Annotated in this window: 10 protein-coding genes; 6 read left to right on the top strand and 4 right to left on the bottom strand. The window is 73.1% G+C overall.

Annotated features, from left to right (window positions below):
* The first annotated feature begins 13 nt into the window (after positions 1-13).
* Positions 14-4,528, top strand: a complete 4,515-nt coding sequence (locus ACTXG6_RS24250) for a hypothetical protein (protein WP_445181659.1) — start codon at positions 14-16, stop codon at positions 4,526-4,528.
* Between the two features lie 67 nt (positions 4,529-4,595).
* Positions 4,596-6,401 (top strand): ABC transporter ATP-binding protein, encoded by a 1,806-nt coding sequence (locus ACTXG6_RS24255; RefSeq protein WP_445181660.1) that lies wholly within the window; start codon positions 4,596-4,598, stop codon positions 6,399-6,401.
* 33 nt (positions 6,402-6,434) lie between these two features.
* Here the strand turns inward: ACTXG6_RS24255 and ACTXG6_RS24260 are convergent, their stop codons facing one another.
* On the bottom strand, positions 6,435-7,070 hold the full coding sequence (locus ACTXG6_RS24260; protein WP_445181661.1) for a universal stress protein: 636 nt from the start codon (positions 7,068-7,070) through the stop codon (positions 6,435-6,437).
* Positions 7,071-7,285: 215 nt separating this feature from the next.
* On the bottom strand, positions 7,286-8,389 hold the full coding sequence (locus ACTXG6_RS24265) for a malate/lactate/ureidoglycolate dehydrogenase (RefSeq protein ID WP_445181662.1): 1,104 nt from the start codon (positions 8,387-8,389) through the stop codon (positions 7,286-7,288).
* A gap of 186 nt (positions 8,390-8,575) precedes the next feature.
* On the opposite strand from ACTXG6_RS24265, the gene ACTXG6_RS24270 reads away from it, so the two are divergent.
* The 3 genes from ACTXG6_RS24270 to dnaE all read left to right on the top strand — a co-directional run bounded on the left by ACTXG6_RS24270 (position 8,576) and on the right by dnaE (position 14,917).
* Entirely contained in the window at positions 8,576-9,481 is a 906-nt protein-coding gene (locus tag ACTXG6_RS24270) for an alpha/beta fold hydrolase (protein ID WP_445181663.1), read from the top strand.
* A gap of 89 nt (positions 9,482-9,570) precedes the next feature.
* Positions 9,571-10,800 carry a CoA transferase gene (locus ACTXG6_RS24275; protein WP_445181664.1) on the top strand — a complete coding sequence of 410 codons (1,230 nt, stop codon included), beginning with the start codon at positions 9,571-9,573 and terminating at the stop codon, positions 10,798-10,800.
* 547 nt (positions 10,801-11,347) lie between these two features.
* Positions 11,348-14,917, top strand: a complete 3,570-nt coding sequence (gene dnaE, locus ACTXG6_RS24280; protein ID WP_445181665.1) for a DNA polymerase III subunit alpha — start codon at positions 11,348-11,350, stop codon at positions 14,915-14,917.
* On the opposite strand, the gene ACTXG6_RS24285 is transcribed toward dnaE, so the two are convergent.
* Together ACTXG6_RS24285 and ACTXG6_RS24290 are read right to left on the bottom strand one after the other, a co-directional pair.
* Complete coding sequence (locus ACTXG6_RS24285; protein ID WP_445181666.1) at positions 14,901-15,317, bottom strand: Zn-ribbon domain-containing OB-fold protein; 417 nt, start codon at positions 15,315-15,317, stop codon at positions 14,901-14,903. The two genes, dnaE and ACTXG6_RS24285, sit on opposite strands and share 17 nt — an antisense overlap.
* 17 nt (positions 15,318-15,334) lie before the next feature.
* A complete protein-coding gene (locus ACTXG6_RS24290; RefSeq protein WP_445181667.1) occupies positions 15,335-16,543 on the bottom strand; it encodes a thiolase family protein in 1,209 nt (402 codons plus the stop codon).
* Positions 16,544-16,608: 65 nt separating this feature from the next.
* Between ACTXG6_RS24290 and ACTXG6_RS24295 the strand changes: the two genes are divergently transcribed.
* On the top strand, positions 16,609-17,100 hold the full coding sequence (locus tag ACTXG6_RS24295) for an NUDIX hydrolase (RefSeq protein ID WP_445190102.1): 492 nt from the start codon (positions 16,609-16,611) through the stop codon (positions 17,098-17,100).
* Positions 17,101-17,336: the final 236 nt, after the last annotated feature.

A 17,336-nucleotide genomic window follows, 5' to 3' on the forward strand; every position in this document is an offset into this window, starting at 1 on the left:
CGGGGGAGAAGACATGTACGAGCTGTCCCGGGTCCGGCTGTTCTCGGTGGGCCCACCAGGAGCGCGCTACCAGGACGTCTGCCTTGACTTCCGCGGCGTCGGCCCGGCGGTGCGGGTGGCGCCGCAGCAGGACCTGTTCGCCGCCGACGACCTGGACCGCATCCCGCGCCGGCCCTCACCCGCCTCGGTCCTGTTCCTGGAGAACGGCGGCGGCAAGTCGGTGCTGCTGAAGCTGGTGTTCTCGGTGCTGCTGCCGGGGCGGCGCCAGGTCGTCGGCAGCACCAACAGTCGGGTGCTGGAGAAGTTCGTGCTCGGTGACGACGTCGCGCACGTCGCGCTGGAGTGGATGCACACGGTCACCGGCGAGCGGCTGGTCACCGGCAAGGTCTCCGAGTGGCGCGGTCACGTGGTGTCCACCGACCCGGCGAAGCTGATCGACGCCTGGTACTCGTTCCGGCCGGGGCAGACGTTCTCCCTGGACGACCTGCCGTTCACCGTCGGGCCGCGCCGGGTGACCCTGGCCGGGTTCCGGGAGCGGCTGGACCAGGCGCAACAGGGCGAGCCGGCGCTGCGGCTGGCCTGGGAGACGGTGCACCGCGAGTGGTCGGCGCACCTGGTCACCCTCGGGCTGGACCCGGAGCTGTTCCGCTACCAACGTGCGATGAACGCCGGCGAGGGCGAGGCGGCGGAGGCGTTCGCCTTCCCCAGCGACGAGGCGTTCGTCGACTTCCTGCTCCGTGCCGTGGTCGACCAGGAGGAGCCGCAGGGGCTCGCCGAGGTGGTCGCCGGGTACGCGACGAAGATCGCGCAGCGCTCGGAGCTGGAACTGGAGCGCGAGTTCGTCGAGGGCACCCTGGACCGGCTCGGCCCGCTGGCCGCCGCCGAGCAGCGCGCCGAGGCGGCGCGGGGGATCGAGGCGTCGGCGCGGCGCGGCGCCCAGCGGCTGGCGGCGGCGATCGCCGCACGGCAGGCCACCGAGGCGGAGCGCCTGGACATCATCCGCGCCGCGCTGGCCGACGCGACCGAGGCCGCCCACACCGCTGCCGGCGAGCAGCGGCGGTTGCACGACATCTCGACCGAGCTGCGCCGCCTCGTCGCGGAGCTGAAGTGCGGCGCCGCCGAGGCGAGCAAGGACACCCTGGCGCGGCTCAAGGACGACGCCGCCGAGCTGGTCGACGGTTGGCACGCGGTCGAACCGGTGCTGCGCGACCAGCTCGCCGCCGCCGAGGCCGCCCGGTTGCGCAGGGTGGTCAACACCGAGCAGGAGCGGGCGCGACCGGCTCTGGAGGCCCGGCAGGCGGCCGCCACCGCGCTGGCCGAGGGGCTGCGGGCGGTGGTCGACGACGCGATCGAGGCCGCGCGGGCGGCGGGCGAGCTGGCGGCGGCATCGGCGGAACAGGCCGAGACGGCCCGCTCCCGGGAGCTGCGCTGGAGCACCGAGGCGGCCGAGCACCGGACGGCGGTCGACCAGGCGCACACCGAGCTGGGCAGGATCCGGGGCCTGGTCAACGCCGCCGTGCGGGACGGCCTGCTCGGCGCGGACGACGACGTCGGCGCGGCCCAGGCCCAGGCACAGCGGGAGGAGGGCGCCGCGATCGCCGCGGTGGAGGACACCCTCGGCGAGCTGGCCGGGCTGCGGTCCGGCCGCCGCGAGGCCGACGCCCGGCTCACCGAGGCGCGCGCCACGGCGTCGGCCGAGGCCGCCGCGGCCACCACCGCCGAGGCCCGGCTGCGGGAGGCGGAGTCCCGGCACGCCGAGCTGGCCGCCGAGCCCAGGCTGGCCGAACTACTGGGCGTCGAGTCGGTGCACCCCGACACCGACGCGGCCGCGCTGCTCGACCGGCTGGCCGCCTCGCTCACCGCGCTGGAGAACGAGCGCACCGACCTACGGGACCAGCAGCAGCGCGACCTGCGCGCGGTACGGGCGCTCGGCGACGGCGGCCTGCTGCCCGAGCCCGCCGAGGTGGAGCAGTCGCTGGCCGTGCTGGAGGCGGCCGGCATCACCGCCTACTCCGGCTGGCGCTACCTGTCCCGGCTGCCCGAGAGCGACCGGGCGAGCGCCCTCGAGCTCGTCCCGCACCTGGTCTCGGGCCTGCTGCTCAACGACGCCGCCGACGCGGAGCGGGCCCGTGCGGCGCTGACCGAGGCGCGGCTGCTGCCCTGCGCCCTCATCGCCGTCGGCTCCACCAGCTCCATCCAGCGCAGCGTCGGCGGCGGCGAACGGCCGGACACCGGCGTCGACTTCGTGGTACCGCCGAACCCGGCGATGTTCGACGAGGCGGCGGCCGACCGGGTCCGCACCGAGCTCGCCGAGCACACCCGGCGCCGCCGCGAGCGGATGGCGGCCGTGGACGCCGCCTGGGATGCCGATCGCACCCTGACCGAGCGGCTGCGGAACTGGCGCGACAGCTACCCGCCCGGTGCGCTCACCGACCTCGCCGAGGCCGCCGCCACCGCGCGGGACGAGGTCGCGGCCGCGGCCGCCGGCGTCGAACAGGCCGCCGCCGAGGTCGCCGAGCTGGACGCCCGGTCCGATCAGCTGGATGCCGAGCTGCCCCGGCTGCGCGCCACCGAGACCGCCGTCCGCACCCGCGCCGCCCGGCTGGCCGCGCTGCGCGCCGAGGTGGACAAACGCGGCGGCCTGACCGAGCAGGTCATGCAGCGCACCGCCGCGTCAGCCGCCGCCGACGCGCAGGCGACCCAGGCCAGGGAGGCCGCCGGCCAGGCCCAGCGGGACGGCCAGGAGCACCTGCGTGCCCAGGACCGGAGCACCGCGGTCGCCGCCACCGCGCGCGACGACCTCGCGGAGCTGCCCACCGAGGTGGTCGCCGCGGCTGGCGTGGTCACCGCGGCCGGCGTTGTGGCCGGCGCGGATGCCGAGCCCGCCGCCCGGCGCACCGAACCGAGGCAGCCGCTCAGCGTGCTGCGCACCGAGTACCGCAGGGCCGACGCGGCCTACGCCGCCGCCGAGGTCGACGCCGACCTGCGCGCCGGCCTCAACGCCGCGGAACGTGAGGCGGAGTCCGCGCGCACCGCGATCGACACGCTGTCCGACCAGGTCCGGGCCAGGGCCGACGAGCTGTTGCGCAGCCCGGACGGGTCCGACGCCTCGTCGCGCCGCGCCGCCGCCGAGCAGGCGACCCGCGCGCTGCGCGACGTCGAGGCGCGCCTGCAGACCGCGCACACCGAGCTCGCGCTGGCCCGCCGCGCCCGCGACGAGTACCGGCCGCAGCACACCTCGCTCGCACCGTACGGACCGCCCACCGACATCGAGCACGGCGCGACGCTGATCGAGTGGGCGGACGCCGACCGCCGGGCCGCGGAGCAGGCCGCCGCCGCGGCGGAGAACCGCCGGGAGGCCGCGGCCGCCGAGGTCCGCAACGTCGAGGTGTCCTCGGACGGTTTCGGCCGGCTGGTGCAGGGGCTGGACGATCTGGGGCCGGCAACGCCCGACGGGGCCGACGGCCCGGAGGTGTTCGAGGGCGACGTCAACGCTGCCTCGCAGCGCTGGGTGGCCGCCCGGGCCAAGCTCCGCGAGGTGGCCGGGTCCAGGGAGGCCCTGGACGGCGAGGTGCGCAAGGCGGCCGACGACGTCGCCCACCACGCGCAGGAGGCCCGCTTCGGCAACGTGACCAGCCCGGTCCGCCAGCACATCCTCGGGGTGTCCCGCGCCGAGATGCCGCCGCTGGCCGGCGACTGGGCGCGGGCGCTGCGGCCCCGGCTGCGCTCACTCGACGACGACCTGACCAACATCGGCCGGCACCGCACCGGGATCGTGACCCGCCTCGGCGGTCTGGTCGGCGAAGCGCTGCGCACCCTGCGGCTGGCGCAGCGGCTGTCCCAGCTGCCCGACGGGCTCTCCGACTGGTCCGGCCAGCAGTTCCTCCGGTTCCGCTTCGAGGAGATCGACGACGACACCGTGCTGGCGGAGAAGCTGGGCGAGGTCGTCGACCGCACCGCCGAGGGCTACCTCAGCGGCGGCAAGGAGCAGCGCGACGGGATGTCCCTGCTGCTGCGCGGGGTGCGGGCGGCCATGCCCAAGGGCGTGCGGGTGGAGATGCTCAAGCCGGACGCCGTGCTGCGCACCGAGCGGCTGCGGGTCTCGGAGATCCGCGACGTGTTCTCGGGCGGCCAGCAGCTCACCGCCGCGATCGTGCTCTACTGCACGATGGCTGCACTGCGGGCCAACCAGCGGGGCGAGGGCCGCCGGTCGCACGCCGGCGTGCTGTTCCTGGACAACCCGATCGGCCGCGCGTCCGCCGGGTACCTGCTGGAGCTGCAGTTCGGGGTCGCCCAGGCGCTCGGCGTGCAGCTGGTCTACACCACCGGGCTGTTCGACGCCGGCGCGTTGAGCACGTTCCCGCTGATCGTGCGGCTGCGGAACGACGCGGACCTGCGGGCAGGGCGGAAGTACCTCTCGGTCGACGACCAGATCGCCCGCCGCCTGGACGAGCTGCCGCCCGAGGACGGCACCGGTCAGCTCGCCGCCGTCCGCGTCTTCCGGAGACCCGAGCCCGTCGGTCAGTGACCCGGCTCCGGCTCTCCGCGGCATGATCCCCGGGCGCGACCGCGCCGAGGGTGATAGACGTCAGGGTGTGACAACCTCGGCGACCACCCGGACGACCCGGCTGATGGCCGACGCCCGGCTCGTGCGCCGGGTGATCGGTCTGCTGCTGCCGCACCGGTGGCGGATCGCCGGGCTGGTTGCCAGCGTGGGGGTGCAGGCCCTGTCCGCGGCCGCCGCGCCGTTCCTGATCCGGGCCATGCTGGACGACGCGCTGCCGCACCGGAACGTGTCGCTGCTGGTCGGGCTCGGTGCCACCACCGCCGGGGCGGCCGCACTCGGCGGGGTGGCCGGGGTGAGCGCCACCCGGCTCGCGCACTCCACCGGCCAGCGGGTGGTGCACGGCCTGCGCACCTCGATGTTCGACCACCTGCAGCGCATGCCGCTGACGTTCTTCACCCACTCCCGGACCGCCGAGCTGCAGACCCACCTGGTCACCGACGTGGACGGGCTGGTCGTGGTGCTCACGGTGGCGGCCAGCTCCGCGGTGCAGAACGGCATGCTGCTGCTCGCCATCGGCACCGCGCTGATGTTCCTGGACTGGCGGCTGGGGCTGATCGCCGTCGGGGTCGCCGCGGTCCTGATGGCGGTGACCGGGCGGATCGGCAAGGAGCGGCGCGAGCTGACCCGCTGGCGCCAGCGCGGCTTCTCGGTGCTCGGTGGGCTCATCGAGGAGTCGCTGTCCGCCTCGGCCGTGCTGCTGGCCCGCACTCTGGGCCGCGACGGTGACCATCGCGAGCGGTTCCGTTCCGAGTCCGGTCGCCTCGCCGACCTGCAGCTGCGCTCGGCGTTGGCCGGCCGGTGGCGCACCGCGGTGCGGGGCGCGGCATTGATCACGCTGCCGGCCGCCGTGTACACGGTCTCGGGCATCCAGCTGGCCGCCGGGGCGACGCTCAGCATCGGCACCATCGTCGCCTTCGCCACCACCCTGACCAGGGTGATCCGGCCGGTCACCGCGCTGCAGAACGCCGGCCAGGGCTTCTCCGGCTCGCTGGCGCTGTTCGAGCGGATCTTCGCGGTACTGGACCTGCCGGCCCCGGTCGGTGCGGCCGACGACGCGCCCCGGTTGACGGTCACCGAGGGCGCGGTGGAGGTGCAGGACGTCACGGTGCGCTACGAAGGCGCCGAGCAGCCGGCGCTGGACCGGGTGCGGCTGCGCGCGGAGCCCGGCGCGGTGACCGCGGTGGTCGGTGCCTCAGGCGCGGGCAAGAGCACGCTGGCCCAGGTGCTGCTCGGGCTGCACCGCCCGGACAGCGGCCGGGTGCTGGTGGACGGGCAGGACCTGGCGACGGTGGCCCCCGGCTCGATCGCGGACGCGGTCGGCTTCGTCGCGCAGGACACCTACCTGTTCCACACCACGGTCCGGGAGAACCTGCTGTTCGCCCGGCCCGAGGCCACCGAGGACGAACTGGTGGCCGCCTGCCGCGCGGCGCGGATCCACGCGCTGCTGGCGGAGCTGCCGAAGGGCTACGACACCGTAGTCGGCGACCGGGGGCACCGCTTCTCCGGCGGTGAGCGGCAGCGGCTGTCGCTGGCCCGGCTGCTGCTGCGGGACCCGCCGATCGTCGTGCTCGACGAGGCCACCAGCGCGCTGGACACCCGTACCGAGGCCGCCATCCGGGCCACCCTGGCCAGCCGGGGTACCAGCCGCACCACGGTGATCATCGCGCACCGGCTCTCCACCGTGCGGGCCGCCGACCAGATCGTGGTGCTGGACCTGGGGCGGGTCGTCGAACGCGGCACCCACGCCGAACTGATGGCGCTGCGGGGCTACTACCGCCGCCTGGTCGACGCCGGTGAACCGGCCGAACTGAACGTCCCCACCGACGCGGCCTGACCCGAGCGCCGCCCCGAGCCGGCGATGGCGGTCCTACCGGCGCGGCGTGACCACCACGGGGCAGGGGGCGTTCCGCACCGCGCCGAGCGTGACCCGGCCCAGCACCGACGGCTGCCCTGGCCGGCTGCCGCCGACCACCAGCACGTTGGCCTCGAGCTTGTCGTTCACGAGCTCGTGCGGGTGTGCCCGCAGCAGCTCGGCACTGGCCGGCACGTCGAACGGGCTCTCGGCCAGGAACGCGAGGCCGTCCTCCAGGGTGGCGAGGCCGCTGGAGACGGCCGAGTCCAGGCCGACGCTGCGCTCGGCGAACGACACCGGCGTGCTGTGCACGAGGACGACCGTGCCGTCCAGCGCGGCGGCACAGGCCGCGGCGTCGGCGATCACGTTCAGGTCCTCCGGCAGGTGCTGGACCGCGGCCACCACCCGGGGCTTCTCCGGCATCCGCCAGCAGGGCCGGTTGACCAGGACCGCGGCGCCGGCCGATGTCGCCTCCGCGACGTCGGCGACCACCCGGGACCACCCGGCGGCGGCACCGGGACACGGGTCGGCCCCGGGCATCGTGAGGTGCGCGTCCAGCTCGAACCCGGCGCGGTTGCGCCAGGCATAGGCCCAGCGCGGGATGTCGGCCTCGGGTTGCTGCACCACGACGAGCCGTGGGCGCGTCCCCACCGTCGGTTCTGGCGCGAATGCGGTTCTACCGGGTCCCATGCTTCCCACCGTTCGGGCTGGCGTTCGGCGTCGAGGGTCCTCCGCCGGCGCTGCTCGGACAAGGGCTGAACAGTGGGCCGTGGGATGGCGCTCGCCGAGCGGTGGTCCGGGGGCGGGCGGTGCCGCCGTCGTGATCGCCGCTCGGATCGACGGGCACCACCCTAGTCCTCCTCGGCTCAGCGTGACGGAACCGCCCCGACGTTCTCGGCGGTTCGACAGATCGCTGTCCAGGTGTCCGTCGGCAGTGGAATTCCGGTGGCCAGCCGGGCCTCGCGGGTCCGCTCCTCGGGTTGCCCCGGCGCGAGGACGGGCACCGCCGGATCGATCGGCCGGGCGGCGAGCACCCAGTCCAGGTACTCGCGCCCGATCCGCTCGAACTCGTCCTGGGTGCCCAGCCGCGAGGGCGACACGTAGATCGACAGCATCCCGTTGGAGATGCCCCGGAACTCCGGCCCGACCGGGCCGGAGCCGCCGCCCCCGGTCAGCGCGCCGGCCAGCAGCTCGCACATCAGGGCGAGCCCGGAGCCCTTGTGCTCGCCGAACGCGCGGATCGCGCCCGTCCCGCTGGACGCACGGCGCAGGTCGGCGCTGCCGAAGTCGCCGTAGAGCACCCGGGGGTCGCCGGACAGCTCGCCCTCGTCGCTGATCAGCGCGTCGGGCGGGAGCGGTTTGCCACCGTAGGAGGCGACCTGCACCTTGCCCTCGGCGACCAGGGAGGTGGCGAAGTCCAGCACGACCGGCTGCCCCGGCAGTGGGACGCCGGCCGCGAACGGGGCGGTGGAGAACCGCTTCTCGACGGCTCCGAACGGGGCCACCAGCGGGGAGTCGGACACGTTGACGAAGTGGATCGACACCAGCCCGGCCCGGATGGCGGTCTCGGCGAACGCACCGACCCGCCCGATGTGGCCGGCGTTGCGCAGGGCCACCACGCAGGTCCCGTGTTCCAGCGCGCGCTCGATGCCCAGCTCCACCGCCTGCGCGGCGATGGTCTGGCCGAACCCCCGGCACCCGTCCAACACGGCGAACGAGCCACCGTCGGTCACCACCCGCGCGGTCTGCCCGGCCAGCACGAAGCCGGAGCGCAGCCAGTCGACGTACAACGGCACCCGCACGACGCCGTGGCTGTCGTGGCCGGTCAGGTTGGCGTCGACGAGGTTGTCGGCGATCCGGGCGGCCTCGTCCCCGGCGCAGCCCGCCGCGGCGAAGATGTCGCGCACGGTTCTGCGCAGTGCGTCCGCCGACAGCAGCTGGACCCGGTCAGTGTGTTCTCCGTCTGTCACCACGGGGTCCAGGATGTCGGACCCGCCGGCGTGGCGCTCGACGCCGTGGCCGGGGGCAGACCCCACCGGGAGAAGTAGGGGATATCCGGGCGGCGGTAGGGCCCACTCGATCGGCTCCCGCCCGGTTCGGGAGCACGCTGGTTACCAGTCCGGAACGCGACCTCCGGCCCGGTCCCTGGAGCCGCCATGACCGTCACCCGCCACCGGTTGGCGCCGCACGGCGAGCAGCTGAGCTACCTCGAGGCCGGCCGGCACAGCGGCGGCCCGGTCGTGGTGCTGCTGCACGGGCTGGCCAGCGACTCGGGTACCTGGCGCGCGGTGGTGCCACTGCTCGGCCGGCACGCACACGTGCTCGCCCCCGACCTGCTCGGCTCCGGCGACTCGGCCAAGCCCGCCGGCGCGGACTACTCGGTGGGGGCGCACGCGGCGCGGCTGCGGGACCTGCTGCGCGAGCTGGAACTGGGCCCGGTCAGCGTGGTCGGCCACTCCTTCGGCGGTGGGGTGGCGATGAGCTTCGGCTACCAGTTCCCGGAGCGCACCGACCGTCTCGGCCTGATCTCCAGCGGCGGCCTCGGCGCGGAGCTCAACCTGGCTCTGCGCGCCGCGAGCGTGCCCGGGGCGCTGCGCGCCGCGCACGCGGTGGCCACGCTGTCGCCGCGCTGGCTGGGGCAGCTGGCCCGGCACGCCGCCACCGGGCTGGGCCTTGCACCGGGTGCCGACGTCGACGCGGTGGCCAGGGCGCTGCGCGGGTTCGCCGATCCGGGCGCCCGGGAGGCGTTCCTGCGCACCCTGCGCGGCGCGGTCGGCTGGTCCGGGCAACGGCTGAGTGCCGTCGACCGGTTCGGCCTGCTCGGCGAGCGGCCCGTCCTGCTGATCACCGGGCGGCGGGACACCTGCATCCCGTACCAGCACACCCTGCGCGCGCATGCCCAGCTGCCGGGCAGCCGGCTGGAGGTGCTCGACGCCGGTCACTTCCCGCACCACGAGCACCCGGGTGACGTCGCCCGCATCCTCGCCGAGTTCCTGGTCGCCGAGAGAACCGGCGAGCTCGCCACCGTCCACCCGCTCGAAGCCGCGTCGCGGGCCAGCTGACCGGCACCGCCGGGGGCGCGGGTCCGTACGATTCGAGCGCGCACAGGGCGTGCGGGTCGAGCATGTGGGTCGAGCGTGGAGGAGTGGGTATGACGGATCCTGGGCTGCCGCTGGCCGGGATGTGCGTGGTGGAGGTGTCGTCGTTCGTGGCGGCGCCGCTCGGCGGGATGACGCTCGCCCAGCTCGGCGCCGAGGTGATCCGGATCGACCCGCTCGGCGGCGCACCGGACCACCACCGCTGGCCGCTCGCGCCGTCCGGCACGTCGCTCTACTGGGCCGGGCTCAACAAGGGCAAGAAGTCGGCGTCGGTGGACCTGCGCTCGGCGGAGGGGCAGCAGCTGGTCACCCGGCTGATCACCGACTCCGGGCCGGACGGCGGCATCGTGCTGACCAACTCGGTCGGCCGGGACTGGCTGAGCTACGACGCGCTGGTGCCGCACCGGCCGGACCTGATCCACGTGCAGATCGAGGGCCACCACGACGGCACCCCGGCGGTGGACTACACCGTCAACGCGGCCGTCGGGTTCCCGATGGTGACCGGCCCGGAGGGCCACGCCGACCCGGTGAACCACGTGCTGCCCGCCTGGGACATCGCCTGCGGCCTGTACTCGGCGCTCGGCATCCTCGGCGCGGACCGCCAGCGCAGGGTTTCCGGGCGCGGCCAGCGGATGAGCGTGGCGCTCTACGACGTCGCGCTCGCCGCCGCCGGCAACCTCGGGTTCCTGGCCGAGGCGCAGGTCAGCCGGGTGGTGCGCAAGCGCTACGGCAACTATCTCTACGGCGGGTTCGCCCGCGACTTCACCACCCGGGACGGCGGCCGGGTCATGGTGGTCGCGCTCACCAAGCGGCACTGGGCGGACCTGCTCACCGCCACTGAGCTGGTCGACGTGGTCGGGGCGCTGGAGAAGAGCCTGGGTGTCGACTTCGCCAGCGAGGACGACCGGTTCGAGTACCGCGAGGTCCTCGCCGGCCTGCTGTCGCGCTGGTTCTCCCGCGCGGACCTGGCCGGGGTCAAGGCGGCGCTGGCCGGTACCTCGCTGCTCTGGTCGACCTACAACACGTTCACCGATCTCGTCGCGGACACCGGCGAGGGGCCGGAGATCGCCGGCAACCCGATGATGGCGCTGATCGACCAGCCCGGCGTCGGGCCGCACCTGGCCCCGGGGCTGCCGGTCTCATTGGACGGTTCCTCGCCGCGGCCGGTGCGGGCGCCGGTGCTCGGCGAGCACACCGACGACCTGCTGGGCCGGCTCGGCCTGTCCGGCGGCGAGATCGCCGACCTGCACGAGCGCGGCGTCGTGCGCGGCACCGACGGCTAGTGCGGCGGGTGCGGGGCTCAGCCGACCCGGCGGAACCAGCGCATCAGGTGACCCGAACCGCCAGCACGGGCTAGAGCGGCTCGACGTCGACGGTGGGTGCCGGGCTCCGAAAAGGACTCACACCGCCGTGACGCTCAGCTTAACGCCGCGAGTCACACTGCGTCACAGACCCGGGGGACTTGTGGCGATCCGGGGGCGGACAATCATCATCGACAGTAACCTAGGTACGGTATTCCTCGAGCCATACCCGGACTCAGGTTACTGTCGGCGTCGGATCCCGCGCCCAGGTCACCGATCCGAACCCGACCAACCGGTCACCGGCTGTGACCGGTCGCAGGCTGGCTGGGCCATCGCGCATCGGCCGGCTCGCCGGGCCGTCGGCCGGTGCGGAACCGCCCGGGACACGGCTCGCCGGGCGGTTCCGGGCCGGACACGCCGTAAGCACCAACCGTCGCGAGACACACCGTGGAGGTCTGCCAGGGGGCACCCGGGCTGTGGACTAGCCTCCTTCTCACCCCGTCCCACGCGTACTTGTGCAGGGAGAGTTGTGTCTGATTCGTTCGTCCACCTGCACGTGCACACCGAGTACTCGATGTTGGACGGCGCCGCGAAGGTCAACGCGCTGTTCGCCGAGGTCGAGCGCCTGGGAATGCCCGCGGTGGCGATGACGGACCACGGCAACATGTACGGGGCGGCGGAGTTCTACCGGACGGCGAAGCGCACCGGGATCAAGCCGATCATCGGGATCGAGGCGTACCTGGCGCCGGCCAGCCGCTTCGTGAAGAAGCCGGTGTTCTGGGGCGACCGGGGCCAGCGCGGCGCCGGGGCCGAGGAGGGCGGCATCGGCAAGGACGTCGGCGGCGCCGGCGCGCACACCCACATGACGATGCTGGCGCGCAACGTCACCGGCCTGCACAACCTGTTCCGGCTCTCCTCGCGGGCCAGCCTCGAGGGCATGTACCGCAAGCCCCGGATGGACCGCGAGATCGTCGCGGAGCACTCCGAGGGGATCATCGCCACCACCGGATGCCTGGGTGGCGAGGTCTCGACCAGGCTGAAGCTCGGCCAGTTCGACGAGGCGCTGCAGGCCGCCTCGGACTTCCGGGACATCTTCGGCCCGGACAACTTCTTCCTCGAGGTGATGGACCACGAGATCGCCGAGGAACGCGCGCTGCGCACCCAGCTGCTCGAGGTCGGCCGCAAGCTGAACCTCAAGCCGGTGGCGACGAACGACTCGCACTACGTCACCGTCGACCAGGCCAAGACGCACGACGCGCTGCTGTGCGTGCAGTCCGGCCGGATGCTGAGTGACCCGAACCGGTTCAAGTTCGAGGGCGGCGGCTACTACCTCAAGTCCGCCGCCGAGATCCGCGAGTACTGGGACCGGGAGCTGCCCGGGGCGGCGGACAACACACTGCTCATCGCCGAGCGCATCGAGTCCTACGACGACGCGTACGCCCACCACGACCGGATGCCGATCTACGAGGTGCCGGACGGGTTCGACCAGGGCACCTGGCTGCGCGACGAGACCATGCGCGGGCTGAACTGGCGGTTCCCCGACGGTGTCCCGGACGGCTACATCGAGCGCATCGAGCGCGAGCTCACGGTCATCATCGACAAGGGGTTCCCGGCGTACTTCCTGGTCGTGGCCGACCTCATCAGCCACGCCCGCAAGTCGGGGATCCGGGTCGGGCCGGGCCGCGGTTCGGCGGCCGGCTCGCTGGTCGCCTACGTACTGGGCATCACGAACCTGGACCCGATCCCGCAGAAGCTGCTGTTCGAGCGGTTCCTGAACCCCGAGCGCGCGTCGATGCCCGATATCGACATCGACTTCGACGACCGCCGGCGCGGCGAGATGATCCGCTACGCGACCGACAAGTACGGCGCGGACAAGGTCGCCCAGGTCATCACCTTCGGCACGATCAAGACCAAGGCGGCCATCAAGGACGCCGCGCGGGTGCACTACGGCCAGCCCGGCTTCACCATCGCGGACAAGATCTCCAAGGCGCTGCCGCCGCCGATCATGGCCAAGGACATCCCGCTGGCCGGCATCGTCGACCCGAAGCACGAGCGCTACGGCGAGGCCGCCGAGGTCCGCGCGCTGGTCGAGACCGACCAGGACGTCGCCACCATCTTCGGCACCGCGCGCGGGCTGGAGGGACTGATCCGCAACGCGGGCGTGCACGCCTGTGCGGTGATCATGTCCCGGGAACCGCTGATGGACGCGATCCCGGTCTGGCAGCGCGACGACGGCTCGATCATCACCGGCTGGGACTACCCGTCGTGTGAAGAAATCGGCCTGTTGAAGATGGACTTCCTCGGCCTGCGGAACCTGACGATCATGGGCGACGCGATCGACAACGTGAAGTCCAACCGCGGCATCGACATCGACATCGACAAGCTGCCCCTGGACGACCCGAAGACGTACCACGCGCTGGGCCTGGGTGACGCGCTCGGCGTGTTCCAGCTCGAGGGCGGCCCGATGCGGGACCTGCTGCGCCGGATGCAGCCGACCGGCTTCGACGACATCGTGGCGGTCGGCGCGCTGTACCGGCCCGGCCCGATGGGCATGAACGCGCACAACGACTACGCCGACCGGAAGAACAACCGGCAGAAGGTCACCCCGATCCACCCTGAGCTGGAAGAACCGCTCAAGGACATCCTTGGCGACACCTACGGGCTGATCGTGTACCAGGAACAGATCATGTTCATCGCCCAGAAGGTGGCCGGCTACTCGATGGGTCGAGCGGATGTGCTCCGCAAGGCCATGGGTAAGAAGAAGCAGGAGGTCCTCGAGAAGGAGTACGCGGGCTTCCACGCCGGCATGGCTGCGAACGGCTTCTCCGACGAGGCCGTCAAGGCGCTGTGGGACACGATCCTGCCGTTCGCCGGGTACGCGTTCAACAAGAGCCACGCGGCCGCCTACGCGCTGATCACCTACTGGACGATGTACCTCAAGGCCAACTACCCGGTCGAGTTCATGGCCGCGCTGTTGACCTCGGTGGCGGACAACAAGGACAAGACCGCCGGGTACCTGTCCGAGTGCCGCCGCCACGGCATCAAGGTGCTGCAGCCCGACGTCAACGAGTCGGCGCTGCGGTTCGCCGCGGTGGGCAACGACATCCGGTTCGGGCTCGGCGCGGTGCGAAACGTCGGCGCGAACGTGATCGAGTCGATCATCGGCTCGCGCCGGGACAAGGGCAAGTACTCCTCGTTCACCGACTTCCTGGACAAGTCGGAGCTGGTGGCCTGCAACAAGCGGGTCATCGAGTCGCTGATCAAGGCCGGCGCCTTCGACTCGCTGGGCAACACCCGGCTCTCGCTGGTCGAGGTGCACGAGGGCGCGGTCGACGCGGTGGTACCGCTGAAGCGACAGGCCGCGATGGGCCAGTTCGACCTGTTCGGCTCGGGCGACGACGACCCGGTCGCCGGCATCTCCTCCTCGCCGCTGGCGCACCTGAAGTTCCTCGAAGACGAGTGGCCGCGCAAGCGCAAGCTCGCCTACGAGCGGGAGATGCTGGGCCTGTACGTGTCCGCGCACCCGCTCGACGGCGCCGAGCGGATCCTGCGCAAGCACGCCAAGCGGCCGATCGGCATCCTGCTCGCCGACCCGCCGCAGGAGGGCGAGGTCGAGGTCGCCGGCCTGATCACCTCGGTCGAGCGGCGGGTCAACAAGAACGGCGCGCCGTGGGCGATCTGTTCGATCGAGGACCTGGACGCCTCCATCGAGGTGCTCTTCTTCCCCAAGAGCTACGCGGTGCTGGCGCCGGACCTGATCGAGGACAACGCGGTCGTGGTCCGGGGCCGGGTCAACTGGCGCGAGGACAAGATGTCCGTCTTCGGCAGTGACCTCATCGCGCTCGACCTGTCCGGCATCACCGGCAACGACGAAGAGCCGCCGCTGGTCCTGCTGGCCGCCGCCGACATGATCGACACAGCGGTGGTCAGCGAGCTCAAGTCGACGCTGCTCGCGCACAAGGGCGACACCCCGGTGCACATCAAGCTGGTCGGGAAGCGGAACGAGATCCTGCTGGCGCTCTACGACTACCCGGTCAACGTCAGCTCGATGCTGATGGGGGAGATCAAGGGCATCCCCGGCATCACCGTGGCGGCCTGACCGCGGGATCGGGGACGAACACCGGGACCGGCTCACCGCCGTCGGCCCGCTCGAACGCGACCCGCATCCGCAGGCCTGAGCCGGGGCGGGCGCCCTCGGCCAGGCGCAGTGGCCCGCGCAGCCAGGGGCCCTCGTCGAGCTGGACGATCGCGACCGGCGTCGCGGCGGGCGTGGGGTCCGGGCCCGGCTTGTGGTGCACGACCGCCCAGCTCAGCACGCTCCCGGTGCCGGCGGAGTCGGCCCACTCCAGGGTCGCCTGGCCGCATTCGGTGCAGGTCAGGGCCGCTGGGGCGTTCCAGTGCCCGCCCGGTCGGCAGCGACGCAGCAGCAGCCGACCCGCCGAGGCGGCGTCGAAGAACGGCGCCGACGCGTCGTCGCGCCGCAGGGGGAGTACCGCCATCGAGTTCTCTCCTCGAGTCAGTCGCGCCGGTGCGGGCTGAGCACGAGCGTCGAGTGGTAGTCGAGTACGCCGCCGTTGCCGCTGACCAGGATCAGGTCGTGCTTGCCGACCTGCCGGTCGCCGCCGTCGCCCCGGGCCTGGATGACCGCCTCGGACAGCGGAGTCATGCCCCACATGTAGTAGCCGGAGAGCTGGCCGCCGCCGGTGTTGGTGGGCAGCGCACCACCCGGCGCGAGCGCGCCGCTCTCGGCGAGCGCACCGCCCTCGCCCTTGGCGCAGAAGCCGTAGTCCTCGAGCGTGACCAGCGTGGTGAACGTGTAGCAGTCGTAGATCTCCCGGACGTCGATCTGTTCCGGGGTGACCCCGGCCATCGCCAGCGCCGCCCGCCCGGACTGCCTGGCGCCGGTGACCAGGCCGAACTCGCTGTCGGCTCGGTCCGGGTAGCCGGGGTGGCCCTGGCCCCAGCCGTGCAGGTAGACCGGCGGCCGGCGCAGCGAGCGGGCCCGCTCACCGGACGTGACCAGCACGGCGATGGCCCCGTTGGAGACCAGGCAGCAGTCCAGTAGGTGCAGCGGCTCCACGATCCACCGCGAGCTCTGGTGGTCGGCGAGGGTCATCGGCTTGCGCAGCTGGGCGAGCGGGTTGCGCATCGCCCACTCCCGGGTGCTGACGGCGATCGCGCCGAGCTGCTCGCTGGTGGTGCCGAACCGGTCCATGTGCCGCCGCGCGGCGAGCGCGTAGCCGACGTTCGGGCCGAGCAGCCCGCCCGCGGCCGCCATCCCGGCGAACCCGGGCCGCACCCGCAGCGCCGGGTCGACGTACGCGTCCCCGGTGCTGCCCCCGGCCCGCAGCGGCGCATCGGCGAACACGCAGGCCACCACGCTCGCGGTGCCCGAACCGATGGCCATCGCCGCCTGCGCCATCATCACCCCCGCCGACGAGCCGTACGACTGCAGCTCGGCGAGCAGGCGCAGGTCGCGCAGCGCGAGGTCGCGTTGCAGCGGGAGGCCGATGCCCCGGGTGATGCCCGGGTCGATCAGCAGACCGTCGATCTCGTCGAGCTCGATGCCGGCGTCGGCCGCCGCCGCATGCACCGCTTCGACGGCGAACTGGCTGGCCGTCCGGTCGTAGACCTTGCCCAGCTCGGTCAGGCCCAGCCCGGCCACGGCCACGTCGGGCACCCGCCGCCAGTCGTCGTGCGTACCGCCGTCCATCTCGCCGTACACGCCCCCGCCTCCCCGTCCCCGAACGATAACGGCGTGCGACGATCGGCGCCGTGGCAGCGGACGAATTGGTCGCGGTGTACGACGCCGACGGCACCGAGGTGGGCAGCGCGACGAGGGCCCGGATGCGCGCCGACGGGCTGTGGCACGCGGCCACCATGGTCCTGGTCCGCTCCGGTGACCTGCGGCGGGTCTACGTGCACCGGCGCAGCCCGGACAAGGACGTGTTCCCGGGGCTGCGGGACTGCTGGGCCGGCGGCGTGCTCGGTGCGGGCGAGGAACCTGAGGACGGGGCCCGCCGCGAGCTGGCCGAGGAGCTCGGCGTGACCGGGGCGGCATTGCGCGCCCTGTTCACGTTCCCGTTCGTACAACCCCCGGTGCGCTGCCACAACTTCGTCTACGAGACGAGCTGGGACGGCCCGGTCGTGCACCAGCCGGAGGAGATCGTCTCCGGCGGCTGGCTGGAGCTGGCCGAGCTGGCCGCTCAGCTGCGCGACCCGGGCACCGACTTCGTCCCGGACGGCCGCGCGGTCGCCCTCGAGTGGCTGCGCCGCCAGTAGCGAGTTCTCGCTACACGTTGCCGAACATCTGGAGGCATTCGGCGAGGTTTCTGCCCTCCACATGGAAATCGGCTCCGCATTTGCGAAGGCGCGCAGATGATCAACTGGCCGGAGGAGTTCTGCGGACTCGCGGTCATGATCGGCAGGCCGCCGCCCGCCGCGACAGTCACGGTTGGTGACCTGACCTGGGGGTGGCGATGCGTCGAGGTCAACCTGAGTCTGGATCCGGGCGAAAA

This window comes from Pseudonocardia sp. Cha107L01 (assembly GCF_052566575.1).